This window comes from Salegentibacter flavus, assembly GCF_900115145.1.
Taxonomy (GTDB): Bacteria; Bacteroidota; Bacteroidia; order Flavobacteriales; family Flavobacteriaceae; genus Salegentibacter; species Salegentibacter flavus.
The window spans coordinates 1-17,472 of sequence record NZ_FOVL01000027.1 but is presented as its reverse complement, the minus strand read 5'-3'; the positions used below and the strand labels follow the sequence as shown (position 1 = coordinate 17,472).

The 17,472-nt window shown below is 39.3% G+C and carries 13 protein-coding genes; 8 read left to right on the top strand and 5 right to left on the bottom strand.

Features of this window, described 5'->3' with window-relative positions; all coding sequences use genetic code 11:
• Positions 1 to 293 precede the first annotated feature (293 nt).
• Both BM266_RS15485 and BM266_RS15480 read left to right on the top strand, forming a co-directional pair.
• The gene (locus BM266_RS15485) at positions 294 to 3,350 is read left to right on the top strand and encodes a T9SS type A sorting domain-containing protein (RefSeq protein ID WP_093411312.1); all 3,057 of its coding nucleotides are present in this window, start codon (positions 294 to 296) and stop codon (positions 3,348 to 3,350) included.
• Positions 3,347 to 4,060 carry a glycoside hydrolase family 78 protein gene (locus tag BM266_RS15480; protein WP_093411310.1) on the top strand — a complete coding sequence of 238 codons (714 nt, stop codon included), beginning with the start codon at positions 3,347 to 3,349 and terminating at the stop codon, positions 4,058 to 4,060. The genes BM266_RS15485 and BM266_RS15480 overlap by 4 nt, the downstream gene beginning before the upstream one ends.
• A 91-nt stretch (positions 4,061 to 4,151) precedes the next feature.
• Here the strand turns inward: BM266_RS15480 and BM266_RS15475 are convergent, their stop codons facing one another.
• Both BM266_RS15475 and BM266_RS15470 read right to left on the bottom strand, forming a co-directional pair.
• Complete coding sequence (locus BM266_RS15475; protein ID WP_093411335.1) at positions 4,152 to 5,615, bottom strand: aldehyde dehydrogenase family protein; 1,464 nt, start codon at positions 5,613 to 5,615, stop codon at positions 4,152 to 4,154.
• Positions 5,616 to 5,738: 123 nt separating this feature from the next.
• Positions 5,739 to 6,482, bottom strand: coding sequence for an energy transducer TonB (locus BM266_RS15470; RefSeq protein WP_093411308.1), 744 nt, complete (start codon positions 6,480 to 6,482; stop codon positions 5,739 to 5,741).
• A 514-nt stretch (positions 6,483 to 6,996) separates the two neighbouring features.
• Between BM266_RS15470 and BM266_RS15465 the strand changes: the two genes are divergently transcribed.
• Both BM266_RS15465 and BM266_RS15460 read left to right on the top strand, forming a co-directional pair.
• On the top strand, positions 6,997 to 8,097 hold the full coding sequence (locus BM266_RS15465) for an alkaline phosphatase (protein WP_175494821.1): 1,101 nt from the start codon (positions 6,997 to 6,999) through the stop codon (positions 8,095 to 8,097).
• A 283-nt stretch (positions 8,098 to 8,380) separates the two neighbouring features.
• Positions 8,381 to 10,366: a S9 family peptidase gene (locus BM266_RS15460; RefSeq protein ID WP_093411306.1), complete on the top strand. Its 1,986-nt coding sequence runs from the start codon at positions 8,381 to 8,383 to the stop codon at positions 10,364 to 10,366.
• A gap of 82 nt (positions 10,367 to 10,448) precedes the next feature.
• On the opposite strand, the gene BM266_RS17180 is transcribed toward BM266_RS15460, so the two are convergent.
• Positions 10,449 to 11,729: a hypothetical protein gene (locus BM266_RS17180; protein ID WP_093411304.1), complete on the bottom strand. Its 1,281-nt coding sequence runs from the start codon at positions 11,727 to 11,729 to the stop codon at positions 10,449 to 10,451.
• A gap of 374 nt (positions 11,730 to 12,103) precedes the next feature.
• Here BM266_RS17180 and BM266_RS15450 point away from each other — a divergent pair, with 374 nt between their 5' ends.
• The 4 genes from BM266_RS15450 to BM266_RS15430 all read left to right on the top strand — a co-directional run bounded on the left by BM266_RS15450 (position 12,104) and on the right by BM266_RS15430 (position 15,254).
• Entirely contained in the window at positions 12,104 to 12,772 is a 669-nt protein-coding gene (locus BM266_RS15450; RefSeq protein WP_093411302.1) for a Crp/Fnr family transcriptional regulator, read from the top strand.
• Between the two features lie 472 nt (positions 12,773 to 13,244).
• A complete protein-coding gene (locus BM266_RS15440; RefSeq protein WP_139220672.1) occupies positions 13,245 to 13,652 on the top strand; it encodes a hypothetical protein in 408 nt (135 codons plus the stop codon).
• 91 nt (positions 13,653 to 13,743) lie between these two features.
• Positions 13,744 to 14,346, top strand: coding sequence for a hypothetical protein (locus BM266_RS15435; protein ID WP_093411296.1), 603 nt, complete (start codon positions 13,744 to 13,746; stop codon positions 14,344 to 14,346).
• Positions 14,347 to 14,405: 59 nt separating this feature from the next.
• A complete protein-coding gene (locus BM266_RS15430) occupies positions 14,406 to 15,254 on the top strand; it encodes a GNAT family N-acetyltransferase (RefSeq protein WP_093411293.1) in 849 nt (282 codons plus the stop codon).
• 139 nt (positions 15,255 to 15,393) lie between these two features.
• Here the strand turns inward: BM266_RS15430 and BM266_RS15425 are convergent, their stop codons facing one another.
• Positions 15,394 to 16,509 (bottom strand): sensor histidine kinase, encoded by a 1,116-nt coding sequence (locus tag BM266_RS15425; RefSeq protein ID WP_093411291.1) that lies wholly within the window; start codon positions 16,507 to 16,509, stop codon positions 15,394 to 15,396.
• Between the two features lie 166 nt (positions 16,510 to 16,675).
• Positions 16,676 to 16,987 carry a hypothetical protein gene (locus BM266_RS15420; RefSeq protein ID WP_093411289.1) on the bottom strand — a complete coding sequence of 104 codons (312 nt, stop codon included), beginning with the start codon at positions 16,985 to 16,987 and terminating at the stop codon, positions 16,676 to 16,678.
• Positions 16,988 to 17,472 lie beyond the last annotated feature (485 nt).

Genomic DNA, 17,472 nt, shown 5'->3' with positions numbered 1-17,472 from the left:
ACGGATTAAAAACAAAAATTCCCGTCAGGTTTCGTCACCTGAACGGGAATTTCTGTTTTAAGAGATCAGCGATGATAGCAGCCCCGAATTTCTATTTACAAATCTGGAATCATTAAGACCAAAACCAACTCCTCCTACTTTATCTATTAATTAAAAGATTCGAAATAAATCGAAAATTTCACAGGCTTCTAAATTTCAAGAGATCATATAATTCCATGCTCACCCCATCGGCTAGGAATAAATTTTAAGATTTTTTTAATATATTTAACTTTTCTTTTATCCCCCGGTTTAAAATGAATCTACTCTTTGTAAGGATCCTCCTCAGCATTATACTTTTACCAGCTTTCACGGCAGCCCAGGAAATCCCGGCCCCATTAATCCCAACCGAACGTGTTACCTATGGAAACAATGAACATACAAGTCGGGATGCGATATTCTTTTCAGAAAAGGATAACCGTGGAAATCTAATTGTAGCGGGATATACCGAAAGAGATTTTTCTTTTAGTGATGTTAAAATAATTAGCCTAAACGAAAACTTAGAGGAAAACTGGAGCGACCGGTTGTCCTGGGACGGCATAAGTTATGATTACCCTATGGATCTATTGATAGACAAAGAGGATCATATTTGGGTAGTCTCCAAGAACTATTACGGGGGAACAGAGGCCAATTTTGTAATAGTAAGATACAGTCCTTCTGGTGAGAAGCTTTGGGAGTATAAATCTCCTGAAACGGTTGAGAATTCAACCTTAAATATGAATCAGTACTATTATTTTTTCGATGATGAAGGCTATCTTAACTTCAACTATCAGAAAAGTCAGGAATCTTATAGCAGCCCCAGTTTTTTTAAAATTTCACCAAATGGTATCCCCTCAGAAGAATACCACGTGGATGTTCCGCTTTCAAAACTATCCCACACAAATGATCAATATCAGGGGTTTAGTTTACAATATGATGGAACCGAAACTCTATTTTTTACAAGATTCGATGAATTCGGCTTTGAAGAGAAAATCTTAGATCTAAGCGAACACCAGGTTAACAGAATCAAAAACAGTCTTTTTGAAGAAACTACTCAATCATTTACAGATGGAGAAGGTAACTACATCTATATTGGAGATGGTAATTTCCACGATGATTTGGGATCTCTGCATCCGGGGCTCTTCATATTTTCTATATCGCCTACAGATGAAATCAATTTCTTCCTGGATGATGATGGAAGCACAGATAAATATTTATTAGATGTACGGATTAATGACAATAATGAAATCTTAATTCTAAGTAATACTCAGCCTATTACCGAAGACAAAAATGAACCTTTCCTAACTCTCGAAAAATTTTCCAAAAATGGGGAACTATTATCTATAACCAGAGTTGAGTCTATTACCGGAAACATCGGCAAAATAGATTCTAATGAAATCCTGGTGCGAACTTTATCTGGCAGTCTTCAAAGCTATGATCTGGATTTGAACCTGCTTCAGACTTATCAGGAAAGTCCTACTGAAGTTTATTTCAATCCGCAGGATCTCCATGCTATCAACGGAAATACCTTTCTCGTGGGAACCACTATTTCAGCAAAATATGAGGGATCAGATTATAACTCTGAAGAGGATTTTTATATCAGAAAATTCAGTGATAAAGCTTTATCAGCAGAATTCAGTTTTAATGGGGAAGGTACTTCCAAGTATTACAATTATGAAATGATAAGAGATGCCTCCGGAGATTTTCTTGTGTCCTGCAGGGAATTCTATGGTCCTAATAACCTAAACCTTGGCGGATCTAAAGCACCCTATTCAAAAAAAGTGATCCGTTTCAATCCTGGCCTGATATATCAGGATGAAGAAGTTGTGGATGAGGATTTTGATCTTTGGGAAGAGCCTGCTTTTTCTTTCGAGGCTGAAAACGGGGATGTTTACCGATATGAAATAGGAGAAGAAAGAAAAACAGTTAGCTTTTATTTGAACGACGAACATTCCTGGACCAGGACGCTGAATTTTGGAAATGACAGCTATATGGAAATAAACTATACCAATACTGTAGACAAGGAAGGGAATTTTATTGTATCCTCCTCTCGTTTTGGTAATTATAATGGTAAAATTCATAAGTTAACGCCAACTAATGAATATAGTTATATTGATACCGGAGAATCGGTGATGAATTCTGTGATACTTAGCAATAATTGGATATTTAGCATTTTAAAGGATTATTCTGTAAGAATTTATTCTCCTCGATTGAAATTGATAAGTGAGAGACAGTATGACGAAAATTATTTCTTTGGAGAGCACTATCCAACTCTCATTGAAAAAAATAATAAAGTATTACTGAATGTGAGGCATAAAAAACTGGTGATGATTTTCGATCAGTTCGGCGACTACGAGGATAGATTCAGCCTCGAAGGACTTCTACATCCAAGTGTCGCATTATTTGATGAGAATGACGCTCTTAATGTCTATCATGTGGTTGGAAAAGGGCTTTATACGGAACACGGACACAACTGGTCCAGACTAGCCATAAGCAGATATGCGAATATTGTTGAAGACTACATAGGGCCACTTCCCGATGCTGATCTGGACGGGGATGGAGTTTCAGATTTTTTGGATCAATGTCCTGATACTCCACAGGGGACACCAGTTAATGAGCATGGTTGTGAAGCTGTTCAACTGCCGCCTGATAATTTTAAATTATCGACAAGAAATGAGACCTGTCCCGGAAAAAATAATGGCCAGCTTAAAGTTGATGTGACTGAAGAACATAACTATATAATTGATCTTAATGGCGAAGAACATGAATTTCGTTTAGGTATGTCATTTGAAGCTCTTTCGCCCGGCTTTTACACGGCCTGCATCCAGGTTGAGGACGAGTCACAAACCCGGCAGTGTTTTGAATTTGAAATTAAAGGAGGCCAAACTTTCAAGGCTCAAAACCGTATCCGGAAAAACACCATGCAGGTTTCTGTGAAGGAGGGTACGGGTCCTTACCTGGTTAAAATTAACGGGCAAGATTCCGGAGTATACCGGGAAAATAATTTCGATATTCCGGTAAAAGATGGAGATATCTTAGAAGTTAGTTCCTCAAGTGCTTGCGAAGGTAAAATTAACATGTTGGTAACTATCGGCTCTGTAAGTTTAAGTTCTAATCCTGTAAACGAAGTGGCCAAAGTAATATTACCAAATACCCCCTACGAATTTGTCCCTGTAAGAATTTTCAACAGCTCCAGTCAGTTGATATTTTCAGGGAATCTTAAGCCCGATAACGAGCAAAACTTAACCATTGACACCTCTGCTATGCCTGCTGGAATATATTACCTACAGGTTCAATTAGAAAAGCAACACGCTCTCAAATTTATCAAAAGATGAAAATAAATTTCAGTTTTTCATACATTTTCATATCCTTACTTATAATGGCATGTTCCGGGGAAAAAATTGACGATCCTGTTGAAAAGGAACCCATAAAAGAAAAGCCGGCAAACAAGGCGCCTTCAGCTCCAAAATTATTATTACCTGTGGCTAATCTGGCATGCTCTTTTTCCACACTTAACTTCGAATGGGAAACATCAACAGATCCTGAAGGAAAAGAGGTGAGCTATAAATTAGAAATTTCAGAAAGTGAAGATTTCAAAGAACTTTTCGATCAGCGGCAAATCAACCACACTTCAGTGAGTTTAAGTTTGGAAAAAGGTTCCACCTATTACTGGAAGGTACAGGCCATTGATCAAGAAGGAGCCAGGAGTGACTATTCCGAAATACGCTCTTTTTTTACTGAACCAAGTCTTACGTATAATTCTATTCCTCAAAATCCAAACTCTGAAACTCCGTCAAATAATTCCACTGTAGATCAAAGTTCTGTTTTATTGGAATGGTCTAGTAAGGATGAGGATGGAGATTCATTAAAATTCGATATTTATTTTGGCACGACAGAGGAGCCACCATTATACGAACAAGATCTGGTTGAAACATCATTTGAAGTAAACCTCAACAATGGAACCACCTATTTCTGGCAGGTTGTGGCTAAAGATGATAAAGGAGCCAGAGCTATAGGACCCATTTGGACTTTTAGTTCTCCTTAAAACCTGTTTGAAAATTTCCTACATCTGGAAAAATTAACTTCACAAAAGACGAACTACCAGTAGAACCGATACATCTTGAAATTAATATTCTCTAGGCGAACGGACTATAATCACGCGGCTCGTGCTGCACGGTAACCCACTGAAGTCGTGTGAATTTTTCCAGTATAAACTTTCCGTTAAATCTTCCTATTCCCGAACCTTTTTCACCGCCGAAAGGTGCATTAGGCTCATCGTTTACAGTTTGATCGTTTATGTGAATCATTCCTGTCTCAACTTTCCTGGCAAAAGCTACTCCTCTTTCTGTATTTCTGGTAAAAACGGCTCCTGTTAAACCAAAATCTTTTGAGTTTGCTATTTTTAATGCATCCTCCTCAGAAGAATATCTAAGAATTGGAGCCACTGGACCAAAGATCTCGTTTGCGGCAATTGGCATATCATCTTTGACATTATCAATAATGGTAGGCTCCAGCACATTTCCTTCGGCCTTACCTCCTAACTTTATCGTGGCACCATCACTAGTACTGGCCTCAATATCCTTAAGAATCCTTTCCACCTGGTCGTGATCTATAAGCGGACCTACAAGAACCCCTTCCTCGGCAGGGTTTCCATACTTCAGCTTTTTGGTTGCCTTTATGAATTTTTCAATAAATTCATCTGCAACATCTTCGTGAATCACAAACCTATTCACAGACATACAAATTTGCCCCTGGTTCATGAATTTTCCGAAGGTAGCAGCTTCAACCGCCAAATCAATGTCGGCATCTTCCATAACTACAAAAATGTTATTTCCTCCCAATTCCAGGGAAACTTCTTTTAAGTTTTCACCTGCGATCTTTCCGATATTTCTACCAACGGGAGTAGATCCTGTAAAGGAAATGTGATTTGGTATTGGATGCTTCACAAAATCATCTCCAATACTTGAACCTTTTCCTACCACCGCATTAAGAACTCCTTTGGGCAGCCCGGCTTCCTCGAAGATCTTCGCGACTAAGGTAGCTCCTGTTACAGGAGTGGAAGATGCCGGCTTCAGCACGACTGTATTACCTGTTACTATAGCAGGAGCAACAGATCTCATTGAAAGATTCATGGGAAAGTTCCACGGACTAATAATGCCTATAACCCCAAGAGGTTTTCTATAGGCCCGGCTCTCTTTTCCGGGGGTAAAGGAATCATAAATGTACCCATGGCTGCGGGTTGGAAAAGAAGCAGACTCTTTCATTATCCCCAGGGTGATCTGGATTTCCACTTCTGCCTTCACCCGGGTACTTCCACCTTCCTTTATCAGCCAGTCAATAATCTCTTCTTTTCTTTCTGAAATAATCTCAACAGCTTTTTGAATTACCGCTGAACGCTCCTGGGGTAATGACTTCCTCCATTTGATGGCAGCTTGTTTTGCAGCTTTATAAGCCCGGTCCACATCCTCTTTATTTGCCCCTTTAAAGGTGTTGATTTCAGAGTTATCATAAGGGTTTACATTCTTAATTTCAGAGTTGTCATTCCCTTCTACCCATTCCCCGTTGATGTACTGTTTGTTCAGGTTTTCGTAATTTTCCATTTTTCTTTTTAATATAGAGAAAACCACTATGCAATACAGTTAAGAAACTGATAAAAGCTGAGTTAGGTTTTGATTATTAAATATGATCTCAGAAAGATAGAGCTCAATTAACCTCCAAATCCACTATCTGGAGGGCCGCATTTCAAAAACAACAGGTAAAGAATATCCTACCGAAACCGGTCTTCCCCTTTGTTTGCCGGGAGCCATTTTTGGGATAAGTTTAGCTACCCGTTCTGCTTCAGCTTCAAGTCTTCTATGTGGCCCTCTTGTTTGGATTTCAGCAACCTCCCCTTTTTCATTTATCTTAAACCCTACATAGATCCTGTAAAAACCGGTAAGTTCCAGTTCTGCCCCTATCTCCGTATTAAATTCTCGTGCATAAAGAGCGTGGATCTTATCATTTAAACATTTTTTCTGTTCGTCTTTATCTTTGATCGTTTCACATCCCGGAAAAACAGGAACTTCTTCAACGATCATAAAAGGCACGTTTTCCACTTCTTCCTCCTCCTCTTCATATTCAACTGCTGAAACCGGAATTATCATCTCCACTTTAGCATCCTGGTTTGTTTCTGTTGACTGAATTAGATCCTCTTCAACATCCAGATCGTCTTCAATTATCTGAACCATTTCAGGAGCTGGAGGTGGCGGTGGAGGCGGAGGGGGTGGAAGATTATCTAATTGTGTAATCGGTATTTCTTCCGTATCCTCATCAGCTACCTCTACCTCATATAAAATACTTTGATCCTGCTCAGTAAACTTCCACTCCAAACCTATATAAGTGGCAGCCAGAACCAGTATTAACCCTACCTGGAAAAAGATCATACTATAACTCGCAAGATCTGCTTTAGCATTTTTCTTGACTTGCATAACAGTAGATTTAAAATGTTGAGCTTATATTTTATATAAAAAGATTTCTCTTATGGAAAAATCAGTTTTAAGGCAGGATTTTCTTCAACTTAAGAGCAAGAGTAAAGACGGGAATTTTTAATTAATACGGTCTTACTCTAATCGTAAGTAATAAGACAGCTTTGTTGGTTTTATGAACTATCCTGATTAATAAAGTTATGTATTTTATTCTCCTGGAAATATGACTGATATCACTAAACCTAATAATTTTTTAAAAAACAGGAACTTTCTTATTACAATTTTATATGTCAGGCCCAATGCGATTCCAAAGGAGTTATTGAAGGAGTGGCTATTCCCGCTAATCAAGTGATTTTTCAGGTTTTCCGGGTCTCTCGAAAAGTGAGAAAGGAAAAGGTTCAATATTTACATTCTCAGTAACTATCTTATAGAAAAATATTCTTCAAAACCTGAAACGCCAAACTTTCTTATCATCATTTTTATGAGTATTTTTACATAAAATTTAACAATTCACTCAATGAAACTTTTTATCAGATTTATTTTTCTTTTTAGTCTTCTTTTTTCCTTTAGCTGTGAAACCGGAACAGACAAAAATTCTACCAGCTCAAATGAAGAAAAAGAAGAAATTAACCTACCTAAGAACATCATTTTTATGGTTGGTGATGGAATGGGCCTGACCCAAATTACCGCCGGAATGATAGGAAACAATAACGAACTAAACCTGGAGGAATTCAAACATATCGGATTGATCAAAACAGGATCAACCAGTGGTCTCATTACCGATTCTGCTGCGGGAGCTACTGCTTTTTCTACCGGGAAAAAGACTTATAACGGAGCTATTGGTGTAGATGCCGACACAACCTCTATTGAAAACATCCTGGAAATTGCCGGAAACGGAAACTACGCCACCGGAATTATCGCCACCTCTTCCATAACTCACGCTACACCGGCAAGTTTTTATGCACATCAGCCTTCCAGAAGCATGGATGAAGCCATTGCCATGGACATGCTTTCGGCACCGGTAGATTTTTTTATTGGAGGTGGTAAGGATTTTTTCAGCAAGCGCGAAGATGAATTAAACCTGCTGGATAGTCTAAGTGCAAAAGGCTTCAGGGTTTACGATGATGTAGATTCAATTTCTGGTCCTTTTGAAGATAAAATAGCTGCCTTTATTGCTGCCAAACAACCTGAAAGTATTTTAGAGGGTAGAAAAGATATTCTTCCCCGGGCAACAAAAAAAGCCCTGGATTATTTTTCAGATAAAGAAAATTTCTTTTTGCAGATTGAAGGTTCACAGATTGACTGGGCCGGGCATGCCAACGATTCCGAAGGAATCATTGCTGAAATGATCGATTTTGATCAGGCTATTGGTGAGGTGCTTGAATTCGCCAAAAAAGATGGCAACACGCTTGTAATTATTACCGCCGATCATGAAACCGGTGGTTACTCTATTTTGGGCGGTGATGATGAAGGAAATATTGAAGGTGCATTTAGTACCGATTACCATACCGCAACTATGGTTCCCGTTTTCGCCTATGGCCCCGGAGCTGAGAATTTTAAAGGCATATATGAGAATACAGCAATCTTTGATAAAATGCTGGAATTACTAAAAAGGTAATTTACAGACTTACTTACTACTAAAGAGGCCGTTTAAAAAGCGGCCTTTTTTTTGCGCCCGGGCAGAAAGTAAGGGAATCCTTTTTCTCCAATTCCCATCAGCAAAACTTCTTAACGTGGAATACAATTGTTTCTCTAAAAACAAAAAACCGATGATTTTCATAAAGCTTCTTTCCCTCGATGATTTTATAGGATAATACTAGTTTAGGGTTCCGGTTCAGGCACTTGTAGGAATTCCCTTTTTACGGTATCTTTAAGAATCAAATTTTTAAAGTAAAAACCACATGAAAAGTTCAATCACGCTTCTTTTATTTTTTGTCCTCCATGGTCTGTTTGCGCAGCAAAGCGGACTTACTCCCGAGGATGTAGCAGATATCAAACAAATCTCCAATGCAGTCATTTCTGAAGATGGAGAAAAGATTGTCTACCAGCTCCTGGTGCCGGCCGATCCTACTGAGGAAAATATGCCTGCAACCACACATCTCTATGTTTACAACACGGGCAACAAAACGGCTACCCCATTTGTAACCGGATATAGCGCCTCCAATGTTAAACTGAGACCGGAACACAACAGCATCAGTTTCACCTCCCAAAAGGAAGACGATAAGGCTACGGCCTTATATGAAATTAGCCTGAACGGTGGAGAAGCTCAGAAACTCTACGAGTTTGAAGGCAATATTTCTTCTTACGACTGGCATACAAACGGAACCAAGCTTGCTTTTGTTTCAGCAATTAAAAAAGAGGAAGATAATCCCCTTCCCTATCAACCCGAGATCTATGAAACCGATCTTCAGCAGGCATCGGCATATATTGTAGACCTTAATGATGCCAGCCCGAAGAAACTGGAAGTGGAAGGCCATGTCACCTCGGTGCAATGGAGCCCAAACACAACCAGCCTTGCCGTAAGCGCCGCTCCTTCTTCCCTGGTAGACGAATATTATACCAGCCAGAAGATCTATTTTGTAGATGAGAATACTTCAAAGATCACTGCGCAAGTTGATCATACAGGCAAAATGGGAGCTTTAAAATGGAGTCCTGATGGCAAACGAATAGCTTTTATCGCAGGGGAAGATCAACACGACCCCATTGAAGGCCGCATCTTCATCGCTGAAACTTCCGGGGGAAGCCCGAAAATTCTTCAGAAAGACTTTGAAGGTCAGTTTCACCAGCTTGAATGGAATGATAACAAAAGCCTCACCGTGCTTGCCAGCGAAGGGGTTTACAGCAGCCTGTTCAGCTTGGATATCAGTGATAAAATGAATAAAGTCTTTACAGACCGCAACCTCAATATTACCGGTTTTTCTGCAGCTAATAATAACAGCATAGCCTTCACAGGGAATTCTGCGGAACATCCCGGGGAACTTTTTATGCTGAATTCTAAAAATTCTGCACTTATCAGGATCACAGACTCCAACCCCTGGCTGAAAGACAGAGAACTGGGCAAACAGGAAGTGATCACTTACCAGGCTGAAGACGGACTGGAGCTTCAGGGTATCCTGATCCATCCTTTAGAGACCTCAGGAAAGACCCCATTGATCACCGTAGTTCACGGTGGCCCGGAAGCGCATTACGACAATGGTTGGCTTACCGCCTACAGCATGCCCGGGCAGGTTGGTGCAGCACAGGGCTACGCGGTATTCTATCCTAATTACAGGGGAAGTACAGGTAGAGGCATTGAATTCGCTAAATCCAGCCAGGGAGATCCTGCCGGAAAGGAATTTGATGATATTATTGACGGGGTAGATCACCTTATTGAAAATTATAATATCGATAAAGATAAAGTTGGAGTTACAGGGGGATCTTATGGAGGTTACGCCACCGCCTGGATGGCCACCCGCCACACCGAAAGGTTTGCTGCCGGGGTGATGTCTGTAGGTATCAGCAACAACATCTCAAAATGGGGTACCAGTGATATTCCAGAGGAAATGTTTTTGGTACACAGCCGTAAACGCATCTGGGACGATTACCAGTTCTACCTTGAGCGCAGCCCAATATTTTATGCCGGGCAGGGCAAAACTCCGCTGCTTATCCTCCACGGAAAAGAAGATACCCGTGTAAATCCGGGGCAATCTTACGAGTTATACCGTCACCTTAAAACCCGGACAGATACTCCGGTAAGACTGGTGCTTTATCCCGGGGAAGGCCATGGTAACCGAAAAGCTACAGCCAGGTATGACTTTATGCTTAGAATGATGCGTTGGTTTGACACCTATCTCAAGGATGGAGCCATCGAAATTCCCGAAACAAGCCTGGAGCTTCAGGGGAAATAGGAAAAAAATTATCAAACATTAAAAAGCCGGTCTACATTAACTGTAGACCGGCTTTTCTTATTAGAATGGTTAATCATATTATCTAATGGCCGCTGCCATGGCCACCGCCGCTATTACCGCCACCATTGTTGCCGCCACCGCCGTTACCGCCGCCGCTGTTGCCACCACCGCCACCGGTAGTTTTTCCAACTATTTCAATGTCCATATAGGTAAGATTATTAACAAAATCCACCATTCCTTCTCCGCCTCTTCCAGCTTCAGCATCTTCTGTTGCATTTACTTCATCTTCATGTCCCTCATCTTCCTCTTCTTCCGCGACAATTATCGTAGTGGAATTAGTGATGAAAGTATTTAATCCATCATCTGCATCAAAGCTATAAGTGATCCTGTAAAATCCGGTACCTTCATTCATTTTTTTCATATCCCAGGTATAACCGTATATTATTTTACCCTTAACGTTAACTTCGGCATTAAAGTAGCCCGGGCCATCTTCTGCCTCGGCAAGTGACTGGTTTAAAATTGATGGATTAATAAGAGACTCTCCACTACCATGATCTACCCATTCAGAAGTTCCTGCGTCCCAAGTTAAATCACCTTCACTTAGATTTTCGGGGTCTACATTAAGTTTTTGAATGGTCATCCTGGTACGCTCAGAATAAACGGTAGCCTGATCCCCGGTCACATTATCAAACTGGATATTATCCTCAAGATCTGTCTGAAGTCCGTGCACTTCGGTAATACCCCAGCCATCAACATGTCTCATTGGGTATTGGAGGACGGGGACAGTTTCTCCCTGGTCCACTACATTTTCATAGAGCACAAGTTCGGTACGTACTCTGGATTTAATGTTCCAGTCTATAGACTCCAGGTTATCTCCCCAGTCGATAAAGTCAACATTTACAGGAAGGGTTGCGAAATCATTATAAGCCTCCCAGAAGTTGCCCGCGTCTTTTTGCACCCAGCCTTTATAAAGGCCCTCTTCAGTACCCGGTTCGGTTTGGTCTAAACATAATAATTCATCAGAAGGACTGGGAGCACAACTGTAAATAGGTGAATCCGGATCTACAGGTTCAGGACCCCATACGAACCACCATTCTCCTGTAAGTAAATAATAGCCTTCTACCCAATCAGCAGGACGTTCTCTGAGATCTTTATCAATTCCCTCCGCCCAGATAACCGGGAAAGACAGGTTATTTCCTGCAGCCTCTTCCTCTGCCTCTGCCTTTGCATTAGGAGCTTTTGAATTCACCGAGGCTTCGGCTTCAAAAAGCTGTTCGTTCAACTCTTCTTTTTCACATCCCGTGAAGAAGATCATGAGCACGGCAATCATTGCCGATTTTAAAAAAGTACTAAATAAATTCATCGCTTTAGTTTTTTAAGGTTAATAAATTTCAGATTTTCATCCAACACTCTGAAATTAAACAAATTAAACAGCTTTATCGCTAACCCTTGCTATCATAAAAAACGTTTTAAATCCCGGTCCTGGTAACAAAAATCACTGCCTCTGAAGCAAGTCTGGCACAGCTTTGTTTCTTCCCGTCAGGTGCCGGATAATTTCTAATGCCTCCTTAAAAGATCAGGATTAACAGGCTTAAAGAGCCCCTCATAATTACTTGATTTAAAATTAATTACACCCACTTTTCAAAACTAAAAGATGACATTTGTCATTGTTGCCGCGGGGTTTTATTCTTAATTTCCATCATAGATGTTACTGGTTAATCTTTTAAATAAAATCGTATGGCAGCTGTTTTATATTCCACCGAAAACAAAGCCCCGGAGATTCCGGCTCCTTTAAGGGCCCGGGCAGATTATTTGTACTATAAAAAAGCCCAGTTGATTTACCAGGAAGGCAGTACTCCCCTTGGCGCTTATTTTGTAGAGAACGGAAGTATAAAGATTACTAAACTGGGGAGTTCAGGAAAAGAACAGATCCTGAAGATTGTGACTAATGCTGAACTGCTTTGCCTCTCCGACCTATTCTCCCAAAGCAGGTATGGAAATTCCGCAAAAACCCTGGAAGACTCCTCCCTGTTATTCATTTCTAAACAGGATTTCTGGGAAGTTTTAAAAGAGGATGATCAGATTTTCAGAAGTCTGCTGCAACAACTGGCCCTGAATATCAGGAAAGGCAATGAAAAAATAGTAGAGCTGGCTTACAAACCGGTACGGGGACGGCTGGCGGAAGCCCTGCTTAGTCTTAACAGTAAATTCAGTACCAATGGCAGAGAACCTGACCAGGTAGCCATAACCCGATCAGATCTTGCGAGCTATATAGGCACGGTTAAAGAAACCGTTAACCGACTCCTCTCAGAGTTCAGGTCTGAAAAGCTTATCAGCACCCAGGGCACCCGAATTAAGATCAGCGACCCCAACGGACTCGAAAGAATTAGCCGGATGTATGTTTAGCATCCCGCAAGATTCATAAATGAAAATTGAATCCAATATCCATTTTTTCACCTCAAAAAACTAAAATTAGAAAACTCGCCCTCATTTTCGAAGCTTGTCCTGAGCTTAGAGCTGTCAAAGGCTCGGCCCCTTAAGTGAAAAAGGATTAGAAAAAAAAGCATTGGTCTTTAAAATTTAAGATTTTACAAAAATCAAAAAATGGACTCCGAGAATTTTATAATGATAATTTATTATCAAAATTCTTTTTTGAGTGTAGGGCTTTCCCGGCGTAAAATTTTTGAAGCCTTGGAGAAAATTTAGCCGGGAAAGTACGGTTCCGAAACGCGGTAGCGATTCGGAAACACCTCCAAAAAAGTGTCCTTTTTTTGGTTCGTTTTTTTGGACAAGCAAAAAAATGAACGGCTAGACATCAATAAAGTAAAAGTAATCGATTCATACCTGACCGTTCAGATTGAGCCAAATAGGGAAACGGATGAGCAAAAAAACAAAGACCAATCTTATTATCATATTAGGTGTCATGCAGTTATTCAATGGTCTAAGCGGACTCCTCGGTGGTTTTATGCTGATCGACGATCCTTCCAGCCTCAGCATGAAACTGGAATGGCTGGAAAACACACCTTTCACTGACTTCCTTTTCCCGGGAATAATACTTTTCTTATTTGTAGGCCTAGGAAATGTTTTTGGCTTCTGGCTTACATTTAAAAAGAAAAATAAACGGGCTCAGTTTGGAAGTATATTTGGCTTAATTTTAATGATCTGGATAATAGCTCAAATAGCATTTATAGGATACAAGGATTTTTTACAACCCCTCTATTTTACTTCAGGCCTGTTCCAGGCAATAACCGGAATTGCAGTAGTAAGATTAACTGCTGAAAGATAATAAATCTGCCTGTTTGCAGGGCAAGAGAAGACTTGAAACCATAGGATTTTCGCTGTGATTTGGCGATTAGGAACAACTAACCTGGAATAGAATGAGTAAAACACTAAAAAAGCTAATCTTTCCGATTACTCCCTTAGTAGTAATTGCTGCCCTGAGCATACTTTACACAATTTACGTTTTAATAATTGTTTTTAATAGTGAGCCGGAAGCAGCGCTTATTGGTGCAGTAGTAGGTGCAATCACTTTAAGTATCCTAGTTTTTTATATTATTGACAGGATCCTGGTAAGAATGATTTCATACAAAGTAATTGTTATAGGAGAATTAGTCCTGGGCATATTGATCGCCGTCTCTATAACCCACAATGAAAGTACCATTGATATTAATATAACAACCAACAAAGATTACATTGTAGTACTCTTTGATTCCGACGAAAATGCATTAACCGACTTTAAAATAAACGGGGTTTTTGGGAAAGAAATAAGCGTCTATAACCACATCATTCATTTAGACAGCAATTTGTATAATAACGAGGCCTTAAGAATAAATACACCCGAATGGGCCGGTTTCATTCAGGAAGACGGTACTATCCGGTTGAATGAAAAGCCTGTGAAGTACATTTTACGCACTCACCGAACCCAAAACCTTCAGGGATTAACAATAGACAGTCTTAAACAAGAGATCGAAAAAGAATAAGTACATTTATTAGTGCTTTTTCATAGCATTGTATAAAACCAAATTCAGCAAAATAATCAATGGAAATAAAGTCTCTTGAAAAAACAGAATACGAAACGATTTTTAGAGCATTCTCCCAGGCTTTTGCCGATTATGAAGTTCAGTGGAATAAAGCACAACTTAAAACTATGCTAAAAAGACGTGGTTTTGTTCCTGAATTGTCTTTTGCCGCATTTGATGATAATGATGAAATTGTGGCTTTTACTTTTAATGGTATAGGGCATGTTAACGGAATACAGACTGCCTATGACACAGGAACGGGAACTTTAAAAGATTATAGAGGGAGAGGTTTAGCATCAGGAATCTTCCTGACTTCACTGCCGCATTTGAAAAAAAATAAGATTGAACAATACCTGCTGGAAGTAATGCAACACAATCCTAAAGCCATCTCTGTTTATAAAAAACTTGGATTTGAAACAACCCGCGAGTTTAATTATTTTATGCAGAAAAGTGAAAATATTGACAGCAGAATAAAAAATTCAGACTATTCAGTTAAACAAATGGAGACCGTAAATTTGGACTCAATTTCTGACTTCTGGGATTTTTATCCTTCCTGGCAAAACAACTTTGAGGCAATTAATAGAGCGCCAGAAGATTTTATTTCCTTAGGAGTGTATACCCAAAAAAAGCTTATTGGCTATTCTATATTTGAGCCCGCTTCAGGAGATATTACCCAAATAGCGGTGGAAAAGCAAAATAGAAGAAAGGGAATAGCGACATTATTGCTTAATGAAGTTATGAAATACAATAAGGCGGATACAGTAAAATTTGTCAATACAGCTATTTCATGTAATTCAATTACTGAGTTCCTGAAAGCAAAAAATATAGAACTAAAAGGAAAGCAATTTGAAATGATTAAGAAGTTATGAGCCTTTTGTACATAGCGGTATGGCTGAAAAGGGATTCGGTGCTTTGCGAAGCATAATAATTCGTTTCAATTTTAGGATGCTTTATTAAGGAAAGTATTTTCTCTCCAGCTATGCCCGGTTTAAGCTGCTGAATTTAATTTTAAGATCTGAATTTTAAAATAAAGCTTGTTCCCACATTCACCTTACTTTCTAAACGTATACTGCCCCCTAAGCTATTCATGTAATTATTGACCAGGTATAGACCTATACCTTTGCTGTCCTGGTGATCATGAAAACTCTGGTGTAACCCAAAAATTTTTCCTTCCACCTTTTCCATATCAAAACCAAGTCCGTTATCAGAAAAAATGATACGTGTAGAAGTATCGTCTTTTTTAGATGAAATAGTAATTTCCGGAGTAATTCCGGGTCTGGAATATTTTATTGAATTTGAAATCAAATTGAGAAATATGCTATGCAGATAAAAAGTATTGAAATTTATATCCGGCACTTCCGAAAAATCTATATTGAATACAGCCTTTGAATCTTCAATCAAAGTTCTTAATGGTTCAAGGGTATTATCCAGGGTATCTTTTAGATTAACCTTTTCACATTTCACGTTTAATTTATCTTCTTCATTTAAAATATCAATATGCTTATTCAGGGTGTTTTTCAACTGAAAAGCTGAAGTTTCTATCATTTCTATATAAAGCAAGGTTTCTTCATCCTGGATCTTCGAGATATCTAAAAGACTTAAAATTGAAAGCAAATTATTTACGGGAGACCTTAAGTCGTGGGAAGTGGTATAGGTTAATTGTTTAAATTCTGCATTTACTTTTGTAAGGGTGGCAAGAAGGGAATTTCGTTCTTCCTCCAATTTCTTTATATGGGTGATATTTTTTGCAATGGCATAAATTAAATTCAGGGAGGGTTCGGGAATGGAGGTCCAGGTGAGCCACACGATTTCCCGATTTTTCGTGATATAACGGTTTTGAAAGTGTAACAATGGAGTTCCTTTCAAAATCAGGGCCCGCGTTTCAGCTGTACTCTGCTTATCCTGGGGATGTACAAAATGGCTTATGGGACTGGCAAATAATTCTTCCCGGGTATAACCCATTAACTTAATAAATGCCGGATTTACCCTTCTGAAAAATCCGTCATAGCCGGCGATGCATAGAAAATCGGTCGATGACTCGAAAAAAGGTTCAAGGTTAAATTGTTTTTCAATATTTAAAAGAAGCTTATCAGAATCTGATATGGTATTGATTTTGTTTTTCATTTAGCCTTATGAGTCTTAAAAAAATTAGTTTAGCGGCTTGCGGAAGAGGAATCCTGAATTATTCCGGTTTTTGAAATGTCTCTTGTAATTTTCCATTTTCATCTTATATTATTCAGGAACAATATAGGATTTTTTTCTTCGGCTAATTTAGGGATATAATATTCTTTTATCTCTGGTTCATTAGATTTCCGGTTGTAGATGTCTTTGCGATAAATGCATCTAGAATTGCTGTTGAAGGCAGAAACAAACCAAAACTTCCATCAGAACAACCAGGTGGGAAACTGGAGTTGGACCTTTTGCGTGAATAAGACAGAAGAGTATCTATAGAAAGTAATTCTCCTGAATTGCTTATGGAATTCCAAAGCGGTGCAAAAGCTTCTTTGAAGCCGGTATAACTTAAAGGTATCCAGGAAGCACCTGCTTCAAGCAATGTAACTTTTAAATCAGATGGAGCAAAAGAAGCTTTTACTACCTGCAAACTTGAACTTACAGATAACAAAGGAATGGCCAAGACCTAAGGACCTTATACCGAAGAAGAATTGAGTATTCCCGGAAAAACCATTTTAGAGACCAACGCTAAAGGAGACTATAAAGTAAAAATGATTGGTACTTACAAGGATGGTGAGACAGTGACTGGATATACTGGACTAAGCTGACCCCCCTAACAGTCTATATTTAGCGTGCTGTCGTTCTGGCGGATGCTGACCCCCCTTAAGAAAACGAAGATAGCTAGAATTTTAAATTATTCTGGAGTATGTTGACCCCTCTGGATGATTTATTTGGGAGCATGTTGACCCCCCCAGGCTTTTTCTTTCAGGTTTTAGTTTATTTGGTGGTATCCACCAAAAGATGAGAAATGTCCGGAAAACCAAAACTAATGAGTCAAGTAAAACAAATACTTCTTCTACGCCAACAGGGAAAGGGAATAAAAACTATCGCAAAGAACCTTTCGATTAGTAAAAA